This is a genomic window from Paenibacillus barengoltzii G22 (assembly GCF_000403375.2).
GTDB classification, from domain to species: domain Bacteria; phylum Bacillota; class Bacilli; order Paenibacillales; family Paenibacillaceae; genus Fontibacillus; species Fontibacillus barengoltzii.
On record NZ_KE159654.1, the window covers coordinates 53845 to 77629 of the forward strand.

Below are 23785 nucleotides of genomic sequence, written 5' to 3' on the forward strand. Positions count from 1 at the left end.
CCCTCCTTCCTGTTCATGTTGCCGTAAAGGCTGTCTGTTGTATTTTTAAGAAGATAAACGTTTAATCGCTTCCCTTGCTAACTGGTCGCAATAATTGTTCAGCTCGTTGTCGCTGTGTCCCTTAACTTTGATGTACTCCACCTTGTGAATGCCCATGAGCCGCCACAGTTCCTCCCAAAGATCGCGGTTCTCGACAGGCTGGTTCTTGCTGTTCTTCCAACCGTTCTTTAGCCAGCCGCGAATCCAGTTCTGCTGAAAGCAGTTCACCACATAAGCGGAGTCGCTGTAGACCTTCACATGACAAGGCTCCTTTAATTGACTCAGCGCCGAAATGACCGCCTGGATTTCCATGCGGTTGTTGGTGGTCATTTTTTCGCCGCCGGACAGGTCCTTCCGATGCCCGTTAAACATCAGCACCGCGCCCCATCCCCCAGGACCGGGATTTCCGGAGCAAGCTCCGTCCGTATAAATCGTCACTTCCTTCACTGTTCATCCTCCCAAACTAACGGCTATAAACTACGGATCTTGGGAATCGGCCAAAAAACGAACTCAGCGCGGCCAACGATCCACTTCTCTTTCACGCTGCCAAAATAACGGCTGTCTTTGCTTCGTCCCGCGTGACGGTTATCCCCCATCACGAAATATTGTCCGTCCTCCAGTTTCAGCTCCGGCATGTCGCCGTCCTCGATAACCGAGTCGGTGTACGGCTCGTCCAGCGGCTGCCCGTTAAGGAGCAGTCGGCCGTCTTGCACCTCAACGGTATCCCCCGGAACCGCCACGATTCGCTTCACCAGAAACGGCTTCTGGTCCGCATCCACACTCGGATCCTTCAGCACGACGACCTCGCCGCGCTTCGGATGTTGAAACCGATACACCAATTTATCCACGAACAGCCGCTCCTGCTCTTCCAGGGTAGGCTGCATCGATTGTCCCTTCACCATGGATAAGTTAAAAACAAATACGTTTAACAGCAGCATAATGACAAAGGCGATCACGATCGTCTTTAGCATCTCCCACAGTTCTGCGGCCCACCGCGATTGCGGAGCGTCCGCTTGCGGTTCATTAGCAGAGCGTTCAGGGGCTAACGCTGCCTTGTGTTCCGAATCCATCATCGGTTCCATTGGCACCTCTTCAAAATGAAACAAACTATATAAATAGAAAAGCATATCCTTCACCCATTTGCAACGGATGGAAGATATGCTTGAACATTTCCCATTTCTGTCATGGGAAGTTTCATCAATTGGATCCCGTCAGCGTCCGGGCTGCGATGCCAAGCTTCTGGAAGGCTTCCAAAAACTTGCCTGCCCCATAGCCCATCGCCTCGTAGAGCGGCATGATCGCTTTATTATGTTCATCTCCTGCGACCATAATCCGACGGACATTCCGCTGCTGGAACCGTTGTTCCATTGCGGTTACAAGGCTGCGTCCAACGCCGCGCCGGCGGTAATCAGGATGTACGGCCATGCGGTAGATACACCCCGTGTTCTGATCGATCGTCCCGATCAATACCCCTTTGATCTCTTCCTCGACTTCTGCAACCATAATCAGCTCAGAATCCCAAGAAAGTTGTCTGGCAAACGCGCACTTGGTGTCTTCGTAGCAATCCTCCGATAAGGCCAACTGCAATAGCTCCATCACTTGATTTACATCACTCAACTGAAAGGAACGAATAAGCATGCTAAGATCTCCCTTTTCTTCACGCAAGATAGGCCGATGTAAAACATAACCCCCCTGATTTACATCAACCGAATATTTGATTCCAGACAAAAACGAGAAAAAAACAGCTTTCTTGTCCATTAAACCATAGATATCTCCAGAATACATCAATTTTCTTCTGAAAGCGCTTTAAATTAAGCGGTTACAATTATGAACTTTTACAAACACCCCTGTCCCGACTCGAATTTATGCATATATTTTTATGTGCTGCCAATAATAGGATTGTTATGCGGGTGTTAACGGCGAGGAGGCGATGCCTTCGCTTAACACTCGGATGACAAAGCGGGATTGAATTATTAACGGGAGGTAAGAACAACCATGGCACATGAATTGCCTGCTTTGCCTTATCCGGCAAATGCACTGGAACCTTATATCGATGAACAAACGATGATCATCCACCATGATCGGCACCATAACACGTATGTCACCAACTTGAACGCCGCGTTGGAAAGCGCGCCGGAACTGCAGAGCAAAAGCGTGGAGGAGCTGATCTCCAACCTGGATTCCGTTCCCGAAAGCATCCGCACGGCGGTACGCAACAACGGCGGCGGTCATGCCAACCACAGCTTGTTCTGGAAGGTCATCGGCCCGGGCGGCGGCGGTGCGCCAACCGGTGCAGTCGCTGCCGCGATTGACAGCGATCTCGGCGGCTTCGATAAATTCAAAGAGGACTTCACCAAGGCGGCGACCACCCGTTTCGGCAGCGGCTGGGCATGGCTGGTCGTTGGCAAGGATGGCAAGCTTGCCGTCACTAGTACGCCCAACCAAGACAGCCCGCTCTTCGAAGGCTTAACGCCGATTCTTGGCCTGGACGTATGGGAGCACGCGTATTATTTGAAATATCAAAACAAACGACCGGATTACATCGCGGCGTTCTGGAACGTTATCAACTGGGACGAAGTGAACCGTCGGTATGAGGCTGCGAAAAAATAACGCTGCGTTCACGACAAACGAAGGAGGATACATCTATGGCAGAGCAAAAGCGTAAACTGACGAATGACCCAGAGGAGCTTCTCGCCGCTAAACACGCGGAGGACGTGCATAAGCAGCAATTCACGAACTTCGCCCACAGCGTCACCGGCGGCGGAGCCACCCCCGACCTCGGCAAAGTCTCGGACGAGGAGCACCGCGAACCCGACACCCAGAACCATATGAAATCTGTGGAGAACCGCATGATGTAATTGCAAAAAAAGGAAGACGCATGAGATGCGCCTTCCTTTTTTGATGTTCGCGGGGTGCGGCGGTCTGTGGCGGGGAGCGGCTGATTGCGGTAGTTATGGCCATATTGAGTTCAATTAGCGCCTCATCAAGCGGGAGTGACCTTAATAAGGCTATTCTGAAGCCCCCTCATACCGCATCCGTCGTGCAAATAAGCCCTAGTGCCTCACCGCACACTTTTCATACAAACTAGTTAGTCCCTCCCCCTGGTTACACCGTGCTGACCAGTCCCATTAGCGCTCCACATGAACATTCCATCCTTACACACTAGTCTTCCAAATCAACATACTTGGGCAAACAAGCTCTACCCTAATATGCTGGTGCTGGTCTCCCCCACAAATAGCAAGTCCCCAGCGCGTAAGACGCCAACAGGAATAACGGTAAAAAGTACCGTTATTCCCCTCATGCAGAGCAGATGCACCGTAATTAACAGTAATTTATGCCCTTATTTAGCCCGGTTACTGCCACAACAGGCGAAAATACCGAAATTAACGTCCCTTTTTACCGCTAATGGGTGCTAAATGGGGAATCCACGCAAAAATAGCGGTATGATTTACCGCTATTTTTCTAACGTAAATGTGCATTATCCCTCTGATTCAGGACTAAACCAATCTCCACTGAACGTATGGCTGCTGCCCCTCTGATTCCCGCTCGTGTGCTGTTACTGCACTGATCCTTGATTGAGTGCTGTTGCTTGCCTACTTCCTTTACTTCGTCGCTTCCCTTTCTTCCTTTTATTCCTTTGCTTCTTCGCTTCCTCCTAGTCTGCTTCTCCTCGCAGTGCGCTTCAGCGTATTAAGCGCCAAAGTACCCGTTCAGAATCCGCAGGAACACGTTCGGGAACGCCAGGTTGTCCATGTCTTCCCGAGTGATCCACCGGTACTCGGCTGCGGTGTCATCGGCGGCGGCCCCGGCGTCCAAGGCCTGCGGCTGGGCCGCCGAGCCGGCGCCGCCCGCCGCGTCATACGCCGCGGCGGTCTCGGCCACGGCCGCGAGCCCTGCCCCGCGGCCGGCTGCCTCCATTGGAATCTCCGCGTCAAAACGAAACACGCGGAGATTCCAATGGATATGGCTGAACGTGTGCTCCGCGTTCAGCAACGCCCCGCCCGGCCGGGCGGGCACCCCGGCGGCGGCCAGCGCCGCCGCCAGCCGGTCCATCGCCGGGCCGTCGGGGAGGCCGGCGCCTTCGCCCGGCACGGCGTCGGCGGGGATGTGGGGCAGCTCCCACATACGTGCGAGCAGCCCCGTGTCCGGCCGCCGGCGCACGAGCACGCGACCGGCCAGCGCCCCGCTGCCCTCGACGAGGGCGGCGAGTCGATACTCCGGCCGCGGCGGCTTCGCCTTGCTCTTGACCGGCAGGCGCTCCTCTGCGCCTTCGAGCCGGCCGGCGCAGCGAGCCATGACCGGGCAGATCAGGCATTGCGGTGACTTGGGCGTACAGACGAGCGCGCCCAGCTCCATCAGAGCCTGATTAAAATCGGAGGCCCGCCCTTCCGGGATCAGCTCCGCGGCCAGCTCCTCCATGAGGGTGCGTGTCCCGGCCTTCGCGACGTCTTCCTCGATCAGGAAGTAGCGTGACAGCACCCGCATGACGTTGCCGTCCACCGCCGGTTCCGGGCGGTTAAAAGCAATGCTCAAGATCGCCCCGGTCGTATACGGGCCAACCCCCTTTAAGGCGGAGACCTCCGCCTTGGTATCCGGCACGATCCCGCCGTGCCGTTCCATCACCTGCTTGGCCGCCGCCTGCAGATTGCGGGCTCGCGAATAATAACCAAGCCCTTCCCAGCATTTCAGCACCTCTTCCTCCGGCGCCTCGGCTAAATCCCGAATCGTCGGGAAACGCTCAATAAACCGCTGAAAATACGGGATCACCGTATCTACCCGCGTCTGCTGCAGCATAATTTCCGACACCCAAATATAATACGGATCACGATGCCTGCGCCAAGGCAGGTCCCGCTTCGACCGCTCGTACCAACTAAGCAGTTCTGTACTGAAAAATACCCGTGTTTCTCTATTTCCCCGCATCCTGCTCTCCTTCTATTGCACGCGTTCCACCACAGCAAAGGCCGAAGCCAGCTGCCGCTCATGCGTAATACTAAGATGTATGGTATACCCGCTGCCCTCCGGTTGACCAACTCCAGACAGCCCGAGCCGCACCCAGGCCCCCGGCGTCAGCGTCACACACGGTTTCCCTTGCGCATTGGGCAAAATCTCTATATCAGTAAAGCTTAGCACCTGACCGATACCACAGCCAAACGCCTTGCTGACGGCTTCCTTTGCTGCAAACCGCCCCGCCAAAAACTCCGCCGGTCGGGCAGCTTGCCCAGGCAGCGCAAGCTCCGCCGCAGTTAAAATCCGCCGGCGCAGCCGTTCGCCGATCGTCTTGTTGAGCAAGCGCTCTATGCGCTGGATTTCGACGATGTCATGTCCGATTCCGAAAATCAACAGGCAGCCCTTCTTCCTACAAAACGTAAACTTCGAACCTTACTTCTATCATTGCGCCCTGTCCTGAGCCAAGCCCATAACGGCCGCTTCCCCCATTGTAGCAGGGAACGGGAGGAGGCGCGAGTCTTCCCATCGGGAATGACCAATCACCGTCCACCCAGAAAACAAGCAACACAGCCCTCCCTTCCTCCATGCTATACTGAAGCTGCGTTATCTTCCCAACCGCAAGAATGATCAAGAAGCCAATTTTTCGGTCCGCTATACTTGAACCATAGACCGGTCTGGAGGCAGTTATGAATCAAATCAACATCATTCAAAAAAGCATCGATTATATCGAATAGTAACCCGCAGCAAAAAAGAAACAACCCGGGCTCCACCCAATGGAGAACCGGGTTGTTTTATTATTCGTAACGCAGCGATTCGATAGGGTGCAGCTTGGAGGCTTTGTTTGCCGGGTACAAGCCGAAGAAAATACCCACCGCTGCCGAAAATCCAAACGCCAGCAAAATGGCCCAAATCGAAATGACGAACGGCCACCCCGAGATTAAAGCGAACACCCAGGCCGCCAATAGCCCGAAGAGGGCGCCAATCGTCCCCCCGATAAACGAGAGAATTACCGCTTCAATCATAAATTGAAGCATGATCGTCCCTGGCGTGGCGCCAATCGCTTTGCGGATCCCGATTTCCCGGGTCCGTTCTGTAACCGAGACTAACATGATGTTCATGACACCGATCCCCCCGACTAGCAGGGAGATACCGGCGATCGAACCGATGATCGTTTGCAGGATAGAGAACGTGCTTTTGATCATTTGCTCCGCATCCCTTGCCGATTCCGAGACATAAGCATCTTTGCTCACGTTTTTCCGATCTGCCAGCCAAGCCTTGACCGACTCCACCGTTTCATCCATTCTTTCCGGCGATGTGGGCAGAATCTCCAGCATACTTAAACGATCACTTGACCCTTCCACGTCCAGCATCGTCGTAATTGGTGCGTAAGCAGAGTAACGCTCTCCGCCAAAACCGCTCATGAGACTCTCCTGCACCTTGTACACGCCAACAATTCGGAACATCCCTCCAGATAGTTGGATTTTCCGACCGATGGCACCTTGTGGAGAACCAAATGCTTTATTGGCATACTTGGCCTCAACTACAAGAATTTTTTGACGCGCTCGCTCCTCTTGGGAATTAAAAAATCTGCCCGCCACCAAATCGATCTTTTGCATTTTAGGTGAATCCGAAGTCGTGCCCGTGATACTAAATTGCAGTTCTTCCTTCTTAAGCTTACCGCTCATTCCGTAGGAAGACGACGACGAAACATAACGGACCCCCGGGAGCTTACGAATTTCTGCCATTTCACGCTGCCGGAAATAGACATTGTCTTCGGGCTCCCCGTTGCTATAGTTCGGATAGATCAGAAAATACCCATCCTCATAGTTCGACATCTCCGACATAATCGAGCTTTGTCCAGCCTGACCAATAGACACTACCGTGACCACTGCAGCGACGCCAAAAACGATGCCGATCATCGTCAGGAAGGAACGCAGCTTGTTCATTCGGAGATTGTCCAGGGCAACAAGGATGCTCTCCCAAATGCTCATCCGCCAACACTCCCTTTACGCTTGTCGCTTAGGATCCGTCCATCCCCAAATGTGATGATCCGTTCGGCATGCTCGGCAATGTCCGGTTCGTGGGTAACGAGCACGATCGTCGTCCCTTCGGCGTGAATTTCTTTGAACAGATCCATGATTTCATAGGATGATTTCGTATCTAGGTTCCCGGTAGGCTCGTCGGCCAACAGGATCGGTGCATTCATGGTCAACGCCCGAGCAATCGCCACCCGTTGCTTCTGACCGCCGGAAAGCTCGTTTGGACGATGCTTAACCCGTTCAGCCAGTCCCACCCTGCGAAGCAACTCAAGGGCCCGTTCGTTACGCTCCTCCCGGGGGATGCCGGCGTACATCATCGGCAGCGTGACGTTTTGCAGCACGGTTTGCCTGCCCAGCAAATTAAAGCTTTGGAACACGAACCCGATTTTCCGGTTCCGTACGCGTGCCAATTCCTCCTCATTCAGCGACTCTACCGCTGCTCCGTCCAACTCATAGCTGCCGGAGGTCGGGACGTCCAGACATCCGATAATGTTCATCAGCGTTGATTTACCGGAGCCGGATGAGCCCATGATCGCCACGAACTCACCTTTCTCGATGTGCAGGTCAATGGGGGTCAAAGCTTGTACTTCAAGGGGGCCGTTTTTGTATACTTTGGTGATGCCTTTGAGCGTAATCATTTCACCTTCACCTTAGCGCCATCCTGCAGCTTGTCGCCGCCTTCCACTACAACCAAATCGCCTGCGGCCACCCCGGAGACCAGTTCGATTTGAGCCTCGCCCTCTTTCCCGGTTGTCACTGGCACCTTAACAGCAACACTGTCCTGAACCTTAAATACGTAGGCCTGCTCACCGTCATATTGAACCGCATCAATTGGCACAAGAAGCCGTTCCTTATCGGGAATCTCCATCTCTACCGTGACGTTATACCCCGGACGAAGTTCTGATGATACTTGGTTCAGGCTGACCTCCATTTCCACCGACGTATCCTTGGAGGTTGGATCGGCCAAACCGGCGGTAGGCGCCAAATACGAGATACTGCCTTCATAACTATTCGAAAAAGCCTCCCCCGTAACCACAGCCTTCATCCCTTGCTCCGCTTTGCCTGCATCCAGCTCATTCAGGTATGCACTTACTTTAAGCTTGCTCACATCGGCAATTGTCGCGATCTCGCTGCCTTCGGCCAGCATTTGACCTGCGTTTACCGTCAGGCTGGTAACAACGCCGTCGGCTGGGGCCAGCACCTTCTGGTTAGCAAGCTGCTTCTCCAGGGATTGAATCGTCAGCTCACTGGAACGAATGCGCAAATCATAGGTGGTAAGGTCCAACTCCTCCGGTTCGAGGTCCGGGTTTTCGAGACGCGCTTGCTTAAAGCTCTCAAAATGCTGTTTTTTGGCCGCCAGTCGTTCCGCTTCAGTCAATTGCAGATTAATCCGTTCCTTCTCCAGCTGTTCCCGTACCTGCTCCATGCTCAGCGTAAGGAGAACCTGCCCTTTCTTAACCGTATCGCCCGATTTCACCTTTACCTCTTCGATCACCCCGCTTCCCGGAGCGTACACGGAGGTCGTCTGTCCCGGTTCCAGCTTGCCGTTCGTATAGATTTGCTCGACGATTTTGCCCATCTCTACGGTGGCGACCTTCACTTCAGCGGCCCGATTCAACCCGATCATATTGGCAATGACCAACGCGATGACCGCCAATCCGACGACAGCGCCCCAAAACCACTTCTTCTTCAACAAGTCCATCACCTATCCTGTTATGTATAATTCCGGACTTAAACCAGCAACAGCGATCCCAGCGATAACACGAGCCATGCTGCAATAATCCAAACAGCCACCGATTTGTAAGGCCGTTTCATCATGACGGAAGAGCCGATGATATACAGTACGAGGCCCCAAATTGAAAATGGATTCATCAAGGATAAGAACTGGTACATTGCACTGGACTTATCAGAGACAAGAGCTCCCAAGCTCAGCGAAACATCCGTAACAGACTGCACGTCCATCGTCATGATCATAATTCCCGTGATCAAGCTGCCTAACAACCCTGGCAATGCGGCATAAGCAGCGATGGAAACGAACTGCATGTACTTGCCTTCACCGCGAACGACTAAATTCAGCAGCAACAACAACAAGCCCGTCACAAAAAACGTAATAACCGGCATCACCACACCCATTACGTAAGCAGACGTCTTCGCTGTTGCCATCATCGTCGATTGCATCGAGGCATCCACTGATTGACTTTGGATCTGCCGTAGAAATTCCTTCTCGATCACCGGCATCTGCATGTAGATTACGACAACGGAAACAATGATCATTGCCGCAAGCGCAAAGAGCCAAGCGGTCTTACTCTCCCGCACCCGCCTGAACGTTTCCACCGGAGCTGTAAAAATCGTAAACACGTTTTTCATAGAAACTCCTCCTCAAATCTCCCAACATTGTTCCATCCCATAAATATGTAAGACTAGAATCATGTTATATATACGAACAAAGTCGCAAAGAGATTCAAGTTAGGCACATTTTACAACTCATGCAAAATCTCGTGAACATCGCATCCCTAGGAATCTCACTGGGTTTCCCTGCCATTATACCCCTCTATTTCGATTCCGCCACAGTCTCAAGACCAGGATCACTGCTAGACCTAAGCCCAACCCCACTCAATTTGCAAAAAAGTCAGCGTCCCATTGTGGACCTCGCGGACCTTGCGACCTTTCGTGACTAAATCTTTAAAGAGGAGCTCCTCTTGCTACACCTCTTTACACTATTATCCCTTTGACTCAGAAATGCAGGGGCTAGGTTGGAGTCCTTCCTGCTGCTTTTTTGTATGATTATCCCTTTGGTTCAGAATAACAAGATCAAGGTAGGGATCCTCTCGTTACGCCCACTTTACGTGAATATCCCTTTAACTCAGAACGGAAGAATCGTGTAAAGAAGGGCTTTCTACCGCTTCTCTGCACAAGGCTATCCGTTTTGCTCAGAATTAGGAGTTACATGGGACGAAAAGTGATATAAGCTCCTCTGGGAGAACATTTTTATATAGGAATAATTTTTTGGGATTTTTTTCTTGTTAACAGAACATATGTTTGTTATAATGAAAAAGAGAACATCTGTACGCATTATTGGGATGCGGAATTTGAGTTGGAGGGATCGGACATGGAGCTTGGTATGAATACGGAGCTGTTTCAAACTGTTAGCAGCCGCTTTCAAAGCGAGGGTGATTGCATAGAGGCCATCATCGCGATGAAGTGGCCAAATGGCTTCGTTTGCCCGCGTTGTGCTTATACGGAGTGCACCCGCCTGTCCTCCCGGCGACTTCCTTTGTTCGAGTGTGGACGATGCAGCTATCAAGCGTCGCCTTTGGTTGGTACGATTTTTGAAAGAACCCATCTGCCCCTGGTAAAGTGGTTTCGTGCCCTCGAGTTATTCCTGCTTCCCGATGGCATCTCAGCGCTGCGGTTGAGTCAGGTCATTGAAGTGACCTACAAGACCGCCTGGCTCATGCTGCACAAAATCCGTCATACCCTCGGCGAATGCGATGCCCGGGAACTGCTCTCTGGAGACGTGAAGGTCAACTGCGATCAATATGCGTATGATTCGTTACGCTATCATCCGGCGGCTCAGCCTTATGCGACCCCGGTTGTCGCCGGATGCACGGTCAAGGAGTCTGGCGAGCCGGAGCGAGTAAAGATCCAATTGATTTCACATAAAAGAGGAGACGGACAACGAGCCAATAAGCACGATGTCGCCGCGTTCATCCATAAGCATGTCGATGTCCCGACCTCCACCGTTCAGTCATTCCCTTTGGCATTTCGACTGTATTTGCCTTTGCGCAAAGAAGTTAGAGCGGCGTGGAATTCGCTGAAGCGCACGTATGTTGCCTTGGGGCTAACTCACTTGCAAGCCTATTTGAATGAGTACACCGTCCGTCGTTACCTTCGCATGTCCTTTTCCGAGGAAGCAATCCGTCAGAGCTTGCTGCAGATGTGCTTGTCTATTCCAGCGATTCCTTACCGCCAGTTAATCGAACGCCATCAGAACGCACATCATCAGAAGCCGTACTTTGCAGCAGCGGCTTAAAATTACTTTGCTATCGAGATACGAGTGGGGTCATAATGAGGGGACAATGAGAGACTAATGAGAGCTGGCTAGGTGCTAATCTGGTGCTGTAATGCTCGTAGACAGTTATGTGATTATGATCGTAAGGGGGCTAATGGGATACTTAGCTAATGGGATACTTAGCTAATGGGATACTTATTAGATACTTATTAGATACTTATTAGATACTTATTAGATACTTATTAGATACTTATTAGATACTTACTAGTGCTTGCCAGTACTTGTTCGATATTTATTCGATGTTTATTCGATGCTTGTTCTTACTGATTCTTAAAATACTTGCTCGATGCTTATTGTATACGAGTGAGTTACTAATGATACTAATTGAAGTACTGGCGCGCCTACTCCCATCCCTTCTCTTTCTTCCACTCCACTAACTGACTCAACGGGATAATCATCAAAAGAGGGTGGCGAAGAGAGAAGAGGCCAGAGTACCCCTGTTGAAACGATCTCAACCCATTGATTTTCTCGCAATTTCTTATTGCTACCAATTTCCCTTGCTAGTAATAACTACTGCCGTGCAGATCTGCTACCTTGTTTCACTCACCGCCTGAGGCAACGGGATAATCATTGAAAGAGAGCGGCCGGAATACTAGCTCCGTACACTTATCCTGAAAAAAACGCGGGCTCCGGGCATTAGCGCCCGGGCCCGCGTTACGCGTTGAGGGTGGCGATAAATTTAATTGGCGATGGCGTGCCGTTTGAGTCCATGCCTATCACACAACGACACTCCTGCGCCTATGTTGAATTAAATGCCTGGGATTGGGCTGCGTTTGTGCTCGGTCTTACGGTAGAAGGCCTCTAGGCGCTCTTGGACGGCTGGATCGATCTGCTTGCCTTCCAGATAATCGCTGTTATCTTCGTAGCTGATTCCGAGCTCCTTCTCGTCCGTTTGTCCTTCCCACAGACCAGCGGTTGGCGCCTTGTCGATTACGCTTTGCGGTACGCCGAGGCGGACGGCAAGCTGACGGACTTGACGTTTGTTCAGCGAGCTGAGCGGCGTCACGTCAACGGCTCCATCCCCCCATTTGGTGTAAAAGCCGGTAATTGCTTCTGACGCATGGTCGGTACCCACAACGAGCAGGTTCAGCTCAAAAGCCAGCGCATATTGCATGACCATCCGGGTCCGTGCTTTCACGTTACCTTTGCCTTGCGGGCTGAGGTGACGGGATTGCCCGATATTTTTCAGGCTGTGCTCGACTTCGAGGGCGATTTCATCTACGGCTTCCTCAATATTCGTCTCCACGGTATGTTCAAGGCCAAACGCCTTGGCCACCTCGTAGCTGTGCTCGATGTCCTCCTGCTTCCCGTAAGGCTGGAATACGCCCAGTGTCATGTATGGTTGGCCGGTCTCCTGCGTCAGCTCGTCCGTTGCCCGTTTACACAAGCCGGTGGTTACTGCACTATCAATCCCGCCGCTGATCGCGATTAATAAACCGGTCGTGCGTGCCGCTTTGACCTGCTCCTTCAAAAAGTCAACCCGACGGCGAATTTCTTCATCCACATCAATGACAGGTTTAACCCCAAGCCGTTTAATGATTTCCTGCTGCAAACTCATCTTAAATCCCTCCACATCCAAGATATAACATTTCATGTCAGTAGTATGCCCTAAATCGAAAAACGCCCCAAACCATCCAGACAAGCTGGATGGCGGGGCGAAAGCGACTGATTAACGGCCGCTACAGCTTATCGGCAGAAGCGGTCGAACGCGCTGGTCAGATCAGCGGCGATTTCTTCAGCCGAACGGTCTTCAATTTGGTGACGTTCGATGAAATGGACGAGCTCGCCGTCCTTCATCAAAGCGATCGAAGGCGAAGACGGCGGATACGGTGCGAAATATTCGCGTGCTTTCGCCGTAGCTTCTTTATCTTGACCGGCAAACACGGTAAACAAGTGGTCCGGTGTCACATCATGCTGCAACGCCTTTGCTACGCCCGGGCGGCATTGTCCCGCTGCGCATCCGCAAACGGAATTGACAACGACCAGCGCAGTGCCTTTCGCGTTAGGCAACTGTTCTTCGACTTCCTCCGGCGTACGCAGTTCTTGAATCCCCAGCACGGTTAATTCGTCTCTCATCGGTTGTACCATGTCTCTCATATATTGATCAAATGACATCGACATTACCCATCACTCCTTATGCATAATCATATGGCTCTATTTTGAGCTCTCGCACTCGCCTCGCTCTTAGCCAGATTAATTTAATTATACATTCATAGGGAAGGAAAGCAACTCCGCCTATCGACGTCAATAGGCCCAACCTTAGCTTAGGCGAGCGGAAAAAGAACGGTAAAGGTTGTGCCTTGGCCTTCTGTTGAATCGACAGTAATTTTGCCGCCGTGGCGTTCGACGATGCTAAGGCATAACGCCAGCCCCAGCCCTGTTCCCTTCGCTTTCGTCGTAAAAAATGGCTCAAACAGCTTCTCTCGCTGCCCGGAAGGAATCCCAGGCCCTGTGTCGCTGACCATCAGGAGGCCCCCCTGATTAGTAACGCGGGTCTCTATAGTGAGCTGCCCTTTTTCGGTCATCGCCTCCATCGCATTACGCGACAGATTTAAGATCAGCTGCTTGATCTCTTTGGCATTCAGCAACAATTCCGGCATGGAATCATCCAGCTTGACCTCAATCGTTTGACCGCGGAGGTTCGCATCTGCCCAAAGCAACGGCGTCAGTTCCTTAATGATATCGTGGAGATGGCATTTCTCGCTTTCAACCGGACGATTCTGCGCCAGGGAAAGAAAGTCATTGATGATGCCATTGGCCCGATCGAGCTCCTCCATCACGATCCGGTAATAATGATCAAGCGTTGGCGGGCTCTTCTCCCGCATGAGCTGCAGAAAGCCCCGCACCACCGCCATCGGATTGCGGATTTCGTGCGTGATCCCGGCAGCCATCTGACCCACCAGACTCAGCCGCTCCACATGGTTCAGCTCCATCCGCAGCGTTTCCAGTTCGGTGATATCCTGAACGATAGCTACCGCACCGATCACTTCGTTGGATTTGCTTTTTTGAATCGGAGACGTACTGGTAAAATAAATATGATTATCCGCTTTGATCAAGTCGGTCACTTTCGTTTGCCCTTCGAGCGACTGCTCGACTCGGGAGGCGATGGACTCAATCGGCACGCCGCTGAGCACATCGCTCAACCGGCGCAGCAGCAGATCCTCGCGTCGCGATTCGTTCGGCTCTTTTTGGTACGTCCGATAGAGTTGGAGAAACGTTTCATTTATCGATATAATATAACCTTGTTGATCCAACAGAACGATACCTAATGGAGCAGCGTCCATCATTTGTTGAAGCTTCTCCGCTTCACGGAAATATTCGCGCGACAGCTCCATCACTTGGCCGCGCAGCTTCTCCTTCTCCATGGTGCTTTCGATCATGTAAACGAACAAGCTGCCAACTACCATCGTGACCAACACATTAATGAATCCATTCGTTAAAGCGTTAAGGTCTGAATTAAATGATAGACTTCCGGTCAAAAATGGAGACATGCCAATCATCGTCTCTCCGCCCATAAAGTAAAGAGAGAGGATGGCCACTTTGCCCTGGCGACCGGTTCTTTTGAAATAACGGGAAGTGAGTAGAACAAATGGATACAGGAGAATTCCCGTCTCCATGATAAACCCGATAAGGGTGTAATTTACTGCAAACAGAGGATGAAGTATGATCTGCAGCAGAGCTAAAGCAACCCCGTCCCGGAACCGACCATACAGCATGAGAGCAAAAAGGGGCAATATCCCGAAATTTAATGGGATAACTTCCCATAACCGTGAGGCAAAGATATCGCAAAGCAGCATGCTGGACAAGCAGGTATACATTAAGCCAACGGCGTATGAATGTCCCTCAGTGCTACGGTTGTTATGAGGCCAGCAGCAATTCGTTTTCTCAAACGTCAACGGAAATAGAAATGCAGGCAAACTGGCGATCAGGACTTGAAGCAGGATCTCTTTAACAACATCCACGTTCTCCCTCCTCTGGCGGAAGAATACAAGAATACGACTCTAGTTTCGATTAAATCATAGCCGACAAAGTTTTACAATAATTCATGATTTATTAAATAGTAAGAATAGTACAAATAGAGAGGATATCTACATGAAAAAAGCAGATGTCATCGTCATCGGCGGCGGCCCCTCCGGTCTGATGGCCGCCATCGCGGCAAGTGAGCAGGGTGCAAAGGTTCTTTTAGTGGACAAGGGAGACAAGTTAGGACGGAAATTAGGCATCTCCGGCGGCGGAAGATGTAATGTCACCAATAACAAGGAGCTGGATGAGCTCATCCAGTTTATTCCCGGTAACGGCCGTTTCCTCTACAGTGCTTTAAGCACGTTCGGCAATAAAGAGATCATCGCTTTCTTTGAAGGACTTGGAATCAAGCTCAAAGAGGAAGATAACGGGCGAATGTTCCCTGTCTCTGATAAAGCCAAAACCGTGGTCGATGCGCTGATCAACCAAGTGCGCTCGCAAGGCGTACAAATCCGGGTCAACAGCCCCGTCGCAGAAGTGCTCTACGACAATGGTCAAACTGTGGGCGTCAAGCTAAAAACCGGAGAAGTGCTGGAGAGCCATGCGGTGATTATCGCTGTAGGAGGCAAATCCGTCCCGCATACCGGGTCGACCGGTGACGGATATGCTTGGGCCGAAAAAGCCGGTCACACGATTACTGAACTGTTCCCGACCGAAGTTCCGCTTACTTCGAATGAACCTTTTATCCAAAGCAAGGAGCTGCAAGGGCTGTCCTTAAGAAACGTCTCCCTTTCCGTATGGAACCCTAAGGGCAAGAAGCTGATCGAGCACTATGGCGATATGCTGTTTACACACTTCGGGATATCAGGACCAATTGCTTTACGGTGCAGCCAGTTCGTCGTCAAAGCGCTAAAGCAGTTTGGCACTGGCAATATTGAAGTTTCCATTGACTTTACTCCTGATAAAACGAAGAATGAAGTCTACAACGAAACGCTGAAGCTTGCTGAACAAGATCCCAAAAAATCAATTAAAAATGTATTAAAAGCGTATTTGCCAGAGAAAATCATCCCGATCCTGCTGCAAAAAGCCGAATTAGACCCTCTCCTGACTTACGCGAATATTCCAAAGCAAAAGTGGCTGCAATTTGCCCAGTTGGTTAAACGTTTCCCGATTCGGGTCTACGGAACGTTATCGATTGAAGAAGCCTTCGTAACGGGCGGCGGTGTGAATATAAAAGAAATCGATCCTAGAACGATGCAATCGAAGCTGATGCCAGGACTTTATTTCTGCGGAGAAATTTTGGACGTTCACGGCTATACCGGCGGATATAACATTACGGCAGCTTTCTCAACCGGATATACGGCCGGCCGCAACGCTGCGTTGAGTGCGGGCCACTAAACCGATCGTTAAAACCAAAAACGGGACGCAGCGGAATAGCTCCGCTGCGTCCCGCTTTTTTCATCACGAGGACAGTTGTCTATCCAATTTTTCTGCCAGCTCGATCAGCTCCAGCGGAGTCTCAATCGTGTAACGCGGAATCTCCGAATCGTCTGCCGGCGTCTTCGGATAACGCGGCGTCCAGCTGAGGAACACGCTCGTAATGCCGAGTGCGTTCGCTCCTTTCACGTCGCGGCTGAGGTTGTTGCCGACCATAATGATTCGGGGGATGTCGGCTTCCTCCAACTCCATGGCGCCCATCGCGGCCTTGAACATCCTTGGGCTGGGTTTCGTGGCCCGGATGTTCTCGGAATAGATCAGCGTCTCGAAGCATTCATAGATCCCGTTTCGGGTCAGCAGGTTTTTGAAGGACTGCGCGGCGCCGTCGGCGACGATAGCCAGCCGGAATCCCCGCTCCGCCAATGTCTTGACCATCACGTCCGCGTCGGGAATGACCCGGCCGTCCAGTACGATGCCCTCCTCGTCTCGAGTCTCCGAGCTTTCGTCAATAATCGTATCCCCGCAATCCAGGAAAATAATCAGCTTTCTCGGATTCGGATTTGCTGGGGCATGTTCAACAATCATATCGTTACACCTCTTAAGTTTAATTGTTCTGCATAGTGGCAGGCCACAAAATGGCCGTTGTTAATCTCTCGCAGTTCCGGCGATTGCTGCATACACTTCTCGGTACGGTAGGCACAACGCGGATGGAAATGGCAGCCGCTTGGCGGATGAGCTGGATTCGGCACCTCTCCTTCCAAAATGATCCGGCTATGGTTCGCTTCCGGATCAGGCTGCGGCACGGCCGACATCAAGGCTTCCGTATATGGATGCTTGGGAGCCTCGAACAGCTCCTTGGTTGGCGCCAACTCCACAATACGTCCCAAGTGCATGACGGCCACACGATCTGATATGTTCTGCACAATGGATAAGTCGTGCGAGATAAATAAGTACGTAATCTTGAACTGTTCCTGCAGATCCTTAAGCAGATTAATGATCTGCGCTTGGATGGACACGTCCAGCGCGGACACCGCCTCATCGCAGACAATGAGCCGCGGCTTCATGATCAGTGCACGAGCGATCGCGATCCGCTGCCGTTGGCCGCCGGAGAACGCGTGCGGGTAGCGGCGCAGGTAACTGGGGTTGAGGCCGGCTTTTTCCGCGATATCCTTCACTCTCTCCTCAACTTCATCTCGACTCAGCTTGAAGTTCGCAACGAGCGGCTCCGAAATAATATCGAACACGCTCATGCGCGGGCTAAGGGAAGAATACGGATCCTGAAAAATCATCTGGATATCTCTGCGCAGCCGCTTGGCTTCCTTCCCCTTTAACTTCAAGAAGTCAACGCGTTCATCCTCCTCAGTACGGTAAATGACTTGCCCAGAGGTAGCGGGAATCCCTCGGACCAGACAACGACCTAGCGTCGTTTTGCCGCAGCCTGATTCCCCAACGATACTTAGCGTCTCCCCTTCGTACATCTCAAACGAGATGTCATTCAGGACCTGGACCTTTGTTGGCTTCGCAAAGATCCTCGCTGACTTCGGCTTAACCTGAAATTCTTTGTTTAACCCGACGACGTCAAGCAGCGCGTTGGTCATGGCGTTTCGCCTCCTTGCGGTTCCGAATACAGGAAGCATCTGACCGAATGCCCTTCAGAGATCGATGTCATCGGCACGGCGGCCGCATTACAGACCCCTTCGATGCGGTCCTTGCAGCGTTCATAGAAGCCGCACATCGGCGGCATGTCGATCGCCATCGGCACCGAGCCTTCGATGGACTCGAGGCGCTTCTCCTTGCCGCCCCCAAGCCGCGGCATCGATCGCATTAAGCCTTTGGTGTACGGATGCTTGGGATTGCGGAACAATTCCTTCACCGGCGCCTGCTCGACGATCTTGCCAAGGTACATCACCGCGACCTCGTCACACATTTGAGCGATGATGCCAAGGTCGTGCGTGACGAGCAAGATCGACATGCCAAATTCCTGCTGAAGCGCCCGCATCAGTTCAAGCACCTGCGCCTGAATCGTCACATCCAGCGCTGTCGTTGGCTCGTCGGCGATCAAGAGCTCGGGGTTGCACGACAGCGCCATCGAGATCATCGCGCGCTGCCGCATGCCTCCCGAAAACTCGTGCGGATATTGATCGAACCGCTTCTCCTCGTCCGAAATACCGACCTTGGATAGCATTTCGAGCGCGATTTTTTTGGCTTCCTTCTTATCCTTCGTCCGGTGTATCCGAATCGCTTCCACAATCTGATTACCGATCGTATACATCGGAGAGAAGGCCGTCATCGGCTCTTGAAAGATCATGGAGATGCGGCGGCCGCGAATGGAGCGGATAGCCTTGCCATTGGGTTCAAGGGAGAGGATGTCAACCTCCTTCCCTTCCTTGGTGTCGGTTGGACGGTAGACAATCGAGCCCGTCGTCTCGCATTCCTTCGGATTCAGGTTGATGAGCGAGCGGCTGGTAAGACTTTTTCCGCAGCCGGACTCACCTACGAGCCCTAAGGTCTTCCCTTTATAGATATCAAAATCAACCCCGTCAACAGCATGCATGACGCCGTTGTCCATCTGGATGCGGATCTTCAAGTTTCGTACCGAGAGCAGCGGCTGCTCGACTAAGGTTTGTGTCGTCATACGGTCACCTCGCTCGCTTCATAGTATCGTCAGATCATTTCTTGTACGGATCGGCGGCATCCCGCATCCCGTCACCTAGGAAGTTGTAAGTCAGCACGGTAAGAATCACGATCCCCAGCGGGAACAACTTCCACGGATACAAAGCGACGTTCTCAATCTGCTGGGCTTCCTGCAGCAATACGCCCCAGCTAGTCGCCGGAGAGCGGATACCCAGCCCAAGGAAGCTCATGGCCGTCTCGGAGAGAATCATGCCGGGAATCGCCAGCGTCGTCGCCACAACGAGATAGCTGATAAATCCGGGCAGCAAATGCTTGATAATGATTTTGGCGTCGCTGACTCCGGCAATTTTGGCGGCGATGACGTAATCTTCATTTTTCAGCGAGATGAACTTGCCCCGGACAACGCGTGCCAGATCGGTCCAGCCGATCAACGCAAAGATAATTACGATGTAAAAATACATCGTCACCACCGGAATGCGCGGCGGAATCGCCGCCGATAACGCCATCCACAGCGGAAGCGTCGGGAATGAGCGGATAATCTCGATGATCCGTTGGATTAGCGAATCAATCCAGCCGCCGAAGTAACCGGAGATGCCGCCCAGGATGAGGCCGATCACGAAGCTGATCCCCACCCCGACCAGCGGGATCGACAGCGAGATTTGACTGCCCAGGACGATACGGGAAAATAAATCCCTCCCCATCCCATCCGTGCCTAGCAGGAAGATTCGGCCCGGCTGCTCCACTCCGAGCAAGTGAATGTCGGTACGGAACAGGCCGAGGAACTTGTATTCTTCCCCTTTGACGAACAGCTGCAGCGGATAGGTCTTCTCCTCGTTGTTCACGAAGATTTTGCGCATCGTCTCCGGGTCCCGATCAGACTTTAATTCATAGACAAACGGGCGAAGATGGAACTTACCCTCGGCGTCAACGAAACGCAGCAATGTCGGCGGCGCATTGACGTATTTACTGTCATAGCTTTGCAGACTGTAAGGTGCAATAAATTGAGCGAGCAAGGCAACAAGATACAGAACTCCGAGAATGACCAGGCTGATCCGGGCCAGCTTGTGCTTCTTAAACCGCAGATACATCAGCTTCCATTGCGAGCTGTAGTTCAGATCAATGTTGTTTTTCCGCTTCGCCGGCCTCGATACTTTGTTGTTTGTCGGAGTTTTTTTCTTAAATATCGTCGATGGGTTCATAGTCAATTACCTCTGAACTCTGTACGGATTTTCGGATCAAGCCAAGCCAGCAAAATATCCGAGATCAACGTCCCCAACACGGTGAGCAGCGCCATAAACAACAGCCATGTCCCGGCCAGGTACATATCTTGGCTCAGCAGCGCTTTGTACATGACCGGTCCCTGGATCGGCAGGTTCAGTACGATCGCGGTAATGGTCGAACCGGTAAAAATCGAGGACAATGACCAGCCCAGCGTGCTTACGATTGGGTTCAAGGCAGAGCGCGTCGGGTATTTGAACAGGATTTTCAGATTGGATACGCCCTTGGCGCGGGCGGTGACGATGCTCGGCTTGTTCAGCTCATCGAGCATCTGGCCTCTCATGACGCGGATCAAATCCGCGGTATGCGCAATCCCGATGACGATCACAGGGATGATCAAATGCTTCATCAAATCCACCACTTTGTCCATCGACCACGGCGCATTGACGTACTCGGGCGAGAACAGTCCAAGCAGCGGGTCCCCAAACCATTTGTACGAGAAGAACATCAGAATGATAGCCAGCAGGAAGTTGGGAGTCGCCATGCCGATAAAACTGAGACCTGAGAAGAAATAGTCCCCGGCGGAATACTGTTTAACCGCGGTATAAATGCCAATCGGAATCGCAACGATATAGTGAAAAAACAACGTAACAAACGAGACCACCAACGTCAGCCCCATATACTGCTTAATCACGTCTAACACCGGTTTGTTGTAGCTAAAGGAAAAGCCAAAATCACCGTGCAGCACGATTTTTTTGATCCAGACCGCATACTGCTCGTATACGGGTCCGCTAAGCCCCAGATTTTCCCTCATCTCCTCCATTTCCTCCGCCGTCATGTTGTCGCCCGCGGCTGCCATTTGCGCCGCATAAGTAGACACGTAGTCTCCGGGAGGAAGCTGAATAATATAGAAGACGATGAACGAAATCAGGATCACGACCGGAATGGCCAATACAATCCGCTTGAGTATATATTGAAGCATCTGTCATCAGTCCCCTCCAATGCGATTAACGCGTGCCTTCAGGATGGAAGAACGGCACGGGGAGTCCTTCATTCCCCGCCGCCGACTCCCTACCGAGTTACTGCTTCAGGAAAAACTGCGCCGGATGCCCGTGTCCTAAGGAACGAAATTCGTCGGCCCATACCGCTTTCTCCGGAACATTACGCATCTTGTTGCTGGCGACAACCAGCGCTGGCGTTGGTCCGGCGTAACCGATGACCCACTGATTATCCATATGAACCTTGTAGATTTCATTCGCAATGCGATTGATGTCATCCTTGGAATTGCTAGCCTTGAGCTGTGCCCAAAGATCCAAAATTTTGGCGACATCCCCTTCCGGCTTAAAGCCCTCTTTGCCGCCGGACTCCGTATACAGACCGTAATGACCAAACCACGGTGTGATCACACGCAGCGGCACAAGCGTATCTGGGCGGAACGAGATGTTCACGACAGAAATCGCTTCCGTGTTTATCGGGACCTCGTTGGCATATTTCAGATCGTTATATGCACCGGATTCGACAACCTTCACATTGAACTTGAGTCCCATATCCTCAAAATACTTCTTCAAAAGTTCCAAGAAGGAGTCGGCGTTTGTACTGGATTCGATGTCCGTTAAGGTCAGATCCGAGCCGTCCGGGAACGTGCGGAAGCCGTCCTTGCCGCGTTTTAGGCCGATTTCATCCAGCAACTGGTTCGCGCGCTCGGGATCATACTCCGCCCACTTCTGCGCCCAGCCCTCTTGGTATCCGAACACTCCTTCAGGAACGGACGCTTGCACCGGGTCGGCGATGCCGTTCGTCACGATTTCGGTGATCTCGTTGCGATCCACCCCGATCGACAGCGCCTCGCGGAAACGAATATCCCGGAACAGCTCGCGCAGCTTCGGATCTTTCGTCGTCTGATTGAGCTGAATCCCCGCACTCGTCCAGCTGGGTTGGGTCCATTGCAATACGCGGAAATCGCCCTTCTTCTCGTTTTCCTTCAGAATCGTAAAGTCTTTAGCCCCGAAGGTTGCCAGATTGTAGTTGCCAGCCAGCGTACCAAGCAAAATCTGGCTCGGATCCTGAATCTTGGTCACGACAATGCGATCCAAGTAAGGCAGTTGACGACCTTCGGCGTCAGTTTTCCAATAATAGGGGTTACGCTCCATCACGAACTGGTCGCTGTTTGGATCCGTGGCGGCAACCCAAGGGCGCAGCGTTGGAATTTGCGGATGCAGCCAGTAATAGTAGCCGGTGTCGACGAGGAACGCCTTCACATCCTCATAGCCCCACTCCCTGGCGATTTCGGCTGTTTTCGCCTCGCCAACAAACTCTGGAAGGATCGTCTTGTGGAAGTGCGCCGGTGCAAAAAACCACTTATTATCAATCGCGACCCGCTCAAGGAACTGTACATTTGGATACTTGTGCGTCACCGTGAAGGTGTAGTCGTCGACCTTCTTCACTTCTGCGAGCGCTCTTTCGCCTGTGACGGGATCAACCGAGTAATAGGCGTCATAGATCTTTTTGCCAAACGTTTCTTTGGTCAGCATGTGCTCCCAATAAAACAACACATCATCGGCTGTAAATGGCACGCCATCCGACCATTTCATGCCTTCCCGCAGATGGATCGTAAACACCGTAGAATCCTCGTTCACTTCGTAGCTCTTCGCTACGTTAGGCTCCACCCCGGTGCCGTCCGCATTGAAGCGGAACAACGCCTCCTCTGTTGGCTGCCCGACAGCCCATTTATCGCCCGGCCCCGTCCAGGCCATCGTCCAGTCTCCACCGTATTGACCAAGTTCCTCCACGACCGGCTCGACCATGATGTCTTCAGCCTTCGGGAGTCTCTCCTCCAGCTTCGGCAGCTTGCCCTCTGCCACGAGTTTCGCGAGCTCGGGAGCTTCCTTGCTGTCCGTGTTGACTCCGCCTGCCACGGGCTTCGACTGTTCGCCCTTCGATGAATTGTTGGACTTCGCTGCATCGGGCGCCGCCGCATTATTCCCGTCGCATCCTGCGAAAATGACAGCTATCGTTAAAAGAAGCGTCCCTAACATTCCGGACTTTTTCACGATTAACCCCTCCATTAATGATTTGGCATCCTGTTCTGCCCTTCTGGCTGTCATTTGGCACTCCAAGTGCCTCGGCCTCACCCCCCGCAAGAATCAGCGGCTTCCCATGGCGCCTATCACCCATGGACACGAGATTTCCGCCTCTCCATTTTGTAAGCGCTTAATATTGTTTCGGATGAAAAAAGTTGGAAACCTGAAGTTGCAGTTGTATATCGGTCCCATATCTGAAGAGTTTTTTTATTCAATTTCTTGCGAAGATGAGTCCTGATTTTTGGCGGTAAGAGCTGTGTTTGGAGGTAGTGCTGGTATCTGGATAGATGCAACGGTGAGTGATGATTACGATGGATAGGTTATATGCGTTTGTTATGTGGAGTTTTAGGACAAGG

Annotated in this window: 22 protein-coding genes; 4 read left to right on the forward strand and 18 right to left on the reverse strand. The window is 52.1% G+C overall.

Annotated elements, in window-relative coordinates; genetic code table 11:
• Positions 1-45: 45 nt before the first annotated feature.
• The 3 genes from rnhA to C812_RS15265 all read right to left on the reverse strand — a co-directional run bounded on the left by rnhA (position 46) and on the right by C812_RS15265 (position 1677).
• Entirely contained in the window at positions 46-486 is a 441-nt protein-coding gene (gene rnhA, locus C812_RS15255) for a ribonuclease HI (protein WP_016313548.1), read from the reverse strand.
• A gap of 23 nt (positions 487-509) precedes the next feature.
• A complete protein-coding gene (gene lepB, locus C812_RS15260; protein ID WP_016313549.1) occupies positions 510-1121 on the reverse strand; it encodes a signal peptidase I in 612 nt (203 codons plus the stop codon).
• Positions 1122-1236: 115 nt separating this feature from the next.
• Positions 1237-1677 (reverse strand): GNAT family N-acetyltransferase, encoded by a 441-nt coding sequence (locus tag C812_RS15265; protein ID WP_028539405.1) that lies wholly within the window; start codon positions 1675-1677, stop codon positions 1237-1239.
• A gap of 357 nt (positions 1678-2034) precedes the next feature.
• Here C812_RS15265 and C812_RS15270 point away from each other — a divergent pair, with 357 nt between their 5' ends.
• Complete coding sequence (locus C812_RS15270) at positions 2035-2649, forward strand: superoxide dismutase (protein WP_016313551.1); 615 nt, start codon at positions 2035-2037, stop codon at positions 2647-2649.
• A 35-nt stretch (positions 2650-2684) separates the two neighbouring features.
• Positions 2685-2897 (forward strand): hypothetical protein, encoded by a 213-nt coding sequence (locus tag C812_RS15275; protein ID WP_016313552.1) that lies wholly within the window; start codon positions 2685-2687, stop codon positions 2895-2897.
• An 832-nt stretch (positions 2898-3729) separates the two neighbouring features.
• Here C812_RS15275 and mutY read toward each other — a convergent pair.
• The 6 genes from mutY to C812_RS15305 all read right to left on the reverse strand — a co-directional run bounded on the left by mutY (position 3730) and on the right by C812_RS15305 (position 9392).
• The gene (gene mutY, locus C812_RS15280) at positions 3730-4959 is read right to left on the reverse strand and encodes an A/G-specific adenine glycosylase (protein ID WP_016313553.1); all 1230 of its coding nucleotides are present in this window, start codon (positions 4957-4959) and stop codon (positions 3730-3732) included.
• A gap of 12 nt (positions 4960-4971) precedes the next feature.
• Complete coding sequence (acpS, locus tag C812_RS15285) at positions 4972-5379, reverse strand: holo-ACP synthase (protein ID WP_016313554.1); 408 nt, start codon at positions 5377-5379, stop codon at positions 4972-4974.
• Positions 5380-5780: 401 nt separating this feature from the next.
• On the reverse strand, positions 5781-6977 hold the full coding sequence (locus C812_RS15290; protein WP_016313555.1) for an ABC transporter permease: 1197 nt from the start codon (positions 6975-6977) through the stop codon (positions 5781-5783).
• A complete protein-coding gene (locus C812_RS15295) occupies positions 6974-7663 on the reverse strand; it encodes an ABC transporter ATP-binding protein (protein WP_016313556.1) in 690 nt (229 codons plus the stop codon). Before C812_RS15295 ends, C812_RS15290 begins: the two co-directional genes overlap by 4 nt.
• Positions 7660-8727: an efflux RND transporter periplasmic adaptor subunit gene (locus tag C812_RS15300; protein WP_016313557.1), complete on the reverse strand. Its 1068-nt coding sequence runs from the start codon at positions 8725-8727 to the stop codon at positions 7660-7662. Before C812_RS15300 ends, C812_RS15295 begins: the two co-directional genes overlap by 4 nt.
• A gap of 29 nt (positions 8728-8756) precedes the next feature.
• A complete protein-coding gene (locus tag C812_RS15305; RefSeq protein WP_016313558.1) occupies positions 8757-9392 on the reverse strand; it encodes a YIP1 family protein in 636 nt (211 codons plus the stop codon).
• Positions 9393-10134: 742 nt separating this feature from the next.
• Between C812_RS15305 and C812_RS15310 the strand changes: the two genes are divergently transcribed.
• Entirely contained in the window at positions 10135-11058 is a 924-nt protein-coding gene (locus tag C812_RS15310; RefSeq protein ID WP_016313559.1) for a transposase, read from the forward strand.
• 787 nt (positions 11059-11845) lie between these two features.
• On the opposite strand, the gene nadE is transcribed toward C812_RS15310, so the two are convergent.
• The 3 genes from nadE to C812_RS15325 form a co-directional block, all read right to left on the reverse strand.
• Positions 11846-12655: an ammonia-dependent NAD(+) synthetase gene (nadE, locus tag C812_RS15315; RefSeq protein WP_016313560.1), complete on the reverse strand. Its 810-nt coding sequence runs from the start codon at positions 12653-12655 to the stop codon at positions 11846-11848.
• A gap of 128 nt (positions 12656-12783) precedes the next feature.
• Positions 12784-13218 carry a BrxA/BrxB family bacilliredoxin gene (locus C812_RS15320; RefSeq protein ID WP_016313561.1) on the reverse strand — a complete coding sequence of 145 codons (435 nt, stop codon included), beginning with the start codon at positions 13216-13218 and terminating at the stop codon, positions 12784-12786.
• Between the two features lie 143 nt (positions 13219-13361).
• Positions 13362-15059: a two-component system sensor histidine kinase NtrB gene (locus C812_RS15325; RefSeq protein WP_016313562.1), complete on the reverse strand. Its 1698-nt coding sequence runs from the start codon at positions 15057-15059 to the stop codon at positions 13362-13364.
• A gap of 130 nt (positions 15060-15189) precedes the next feature.
• Here C812_RS15325 and C812_RS15330 point away from each other — a divergent pair, with 130 nt between their 5' ends.
• Positions 15190-16458 (forward strand): BaiN/RdsA family NAD(P)/FAD-dependent oxidoreductase, encoded by a 1269-nt coding sequence (locus tag C812_RS15330; protein WP_016313563.1) that lies wholly within the window; start codon positions 15190-15192, stop codon positions 16456-16458.
• Between the two features lie 63 nt (positions 16459-16521).
• Here the strand turns inward: C812_RS15330 and C812_RS15335 are convergent, their stop codons facing one another.
• The 6 genes from C812_RS15335 to C812_RS15360 all read right to left on the reverse strand — a co-directional run bounded on the left by C812_RS15335 (position 16522) and on the right by C812_RS15360 (position 23399).
• Positions 16522-17082: an HAD family hydrolase gene (locus C812_RS15335; RefSeq protein WP_016313564.1), complete on the reverse strand. Its 561-nt coding sequence runs from the start codon at positions 17080-17082 to the stop codon at positions 16522-16524.
• A complete protein-coding gene (locus C812_RS15340) occupies positions 17079-18095 on the reverse strand; it encodes an ABC transporter ATP-binding protein (protein WP_016313565.1) in 1017 nt (338 codons plus the stop codon). The genes C812_RS15335 and C812_RS15340 overlap by 4 nt, the downstream gene beginning before the upstream one ends.
• Entirely contained in the window at positions 18092-19132 is a 1041-nt protein-coding gene (locus C812_RS15345) for an ABC transporter ATP-binding protein (RefSeq protein ID WP_016313566.1), read from the reverse strand. Before C812_RS15345 ends, C812_RS15340 begins: the two co-directional genes overlap by 4 nt.
• Positions 19133-19166: 34 nt before the next feature.
• Positions 19167-20330, reverse strand: coding sequence for an ABC transporter permease (locus C812_RS15350; protein WP_016313567.1), 1164 nt, complete (start codon positions 20328-20330; stop codon positions 19167-19169).
• Positions 20331-20332: 2 nt separating this feature from the next.
• Positions 20333-21331: an ABC transporter permease gene (locus C812_RS15355; protein ID WP_016313568.1), complete on the reverse strand. Its 999-nt coding sequence runs from the start codon at positions 21329-21331 to the stop codon at positions 20333-20335.
• 97 nt (positions 21332-21428) lie between these two features.
• Positions 21429-23399, reverse strand: a complete 1971-nt coding sequence (locus C812_RS15360) for an ABC transporter substrate-binding protein (protein ID WP_244268339.1) — start codon at positions 23397-23399, stop codon at positions 21429-21431.
• Positions 23400-23785: the final 386 nt, after the last annotated feature.

Bases quoted from the DNA above. Each gene is read 5' to 3' on its own strand.
- lepB (WP_016313549.1), bottom strand. From the start codon at position 1,121: ATGGAACCGATGATGGATTCGGAACACAAGGCAGCGTTAGCCCCTGAA.
- C812_RS15265 (WP_028539405.1), bottom strand. From the start codon at position 1,677: ATGCTTATTCGTTCCTTTCAGTTGAGTGATGTAAATCAAGTGATGGAG.
- C812_RS15270 (WP_016313551.1), top strand. From the start codon at position 2,035: ATGGCACATGAATTGCCTGCTTTGCCTTATCCGGCAAATGCACTGGAA.
- C812_RS15275 (WP_016313552.1), top strand. From the start codon at position 2,685: ATGGCAGAGCAAAAGCGTAAACTGACGAATGACCCAGAGGAGCTTCTC.
- mutY (WP_016313553.1), bottom strand. From the start codon at position 4,959: ATGCGGGGAAATAGAGAAACACGGGTATTTTTCAGTACAGAACTGCTT.
- C812_RS15290 (WP_016313555.1), bottom strand. From the start codon at position 6,977: ATGAGCATTTGGGAGAGCATCCTTGTTGCCCTGGACAATCTCCGAATG.
- C812_RS15295 (WP_016313556.1), bottom strand. From the start codon at position 7,663: ATGATTACGCTCAAAGGCATCACCAAAGTATACAAAAACGGCCCCCTT.
- C812_RS15300 (WP_016313557.1), bottom strand. From the start codon at position 8,727: ATGGACTTGTTGAAGAAGAAGTGGTTTTGGGGCGCTGTCGTCGGATTG.
- C812_RS15305 (WP_016313558.1), bottom strand. From the start codon at position 9,392: ATGAAAAACGTGTTTACGATTTTTACAGCTCCGGTGGAAACGTTCAGG.
- C812_RS15310 (WP_016313559.1), top strand. From the start codon at position 10,135: ATGGAGCTTGGTATGAATACGGAGCTGTTTCAAACTGTTAGCAGCCGC.
- nadE (WP_016313560.1), bottom strand. From the start codon at position 12,655: ATGAGTTTGCAGCAGGAAATCATTAAACGGCTTGGGGTTAAACCTGTC.
- C812_RS15320 (WP_016313561.1), bottom strand. From the start codon at position 13,218: ATGTCGATGTCATTTGATCAATATATGAGAGACATGGTACAACCGATG.
- C812_RS15330 (WP_016313563.1), top strand. From the start codon at position 15,190: ATGAAAAAAGCAGATGTCATCGTCATCGGCGGCGGCCCCTCCGGTCTG.
- C812_RS15335 (WP_016313564.1), bottom strand. From the start codon at position 17,082: ATGATTGTTGAACATGCCCCAGCAAATCCGAATCCGAGAAAGCTGATT.
- C812_RS15340 (WP_016313565.1), bottom strand. From the start codon at position 18,095: ATGACCAACGCGCTGCTTGACGTCGTCGGGTTAAACAAAGAATTTCAG.
- C812_RS15345 (WP_016313566.1), bottom strand. From the start codon at position 19,132: ATGACGACACAAACCTTAGTCGAGCAGCCGCTGCTCTCGGTACGAAAC.
- C812_RS15350 (WP_016313567.1), bottom strand. From the start codon at position 20,330: ATGAACCCATCGACGATATTTAAGAAAAAAACTCCGACAAACAACAAA.
- C812_RS15355 (WP_016313568.1), bottom strand. From the start codon at position 21,331: ATGCTTCAATATATACTCAAGCGGATTGTATTGGCCATTCCGGTCGTG.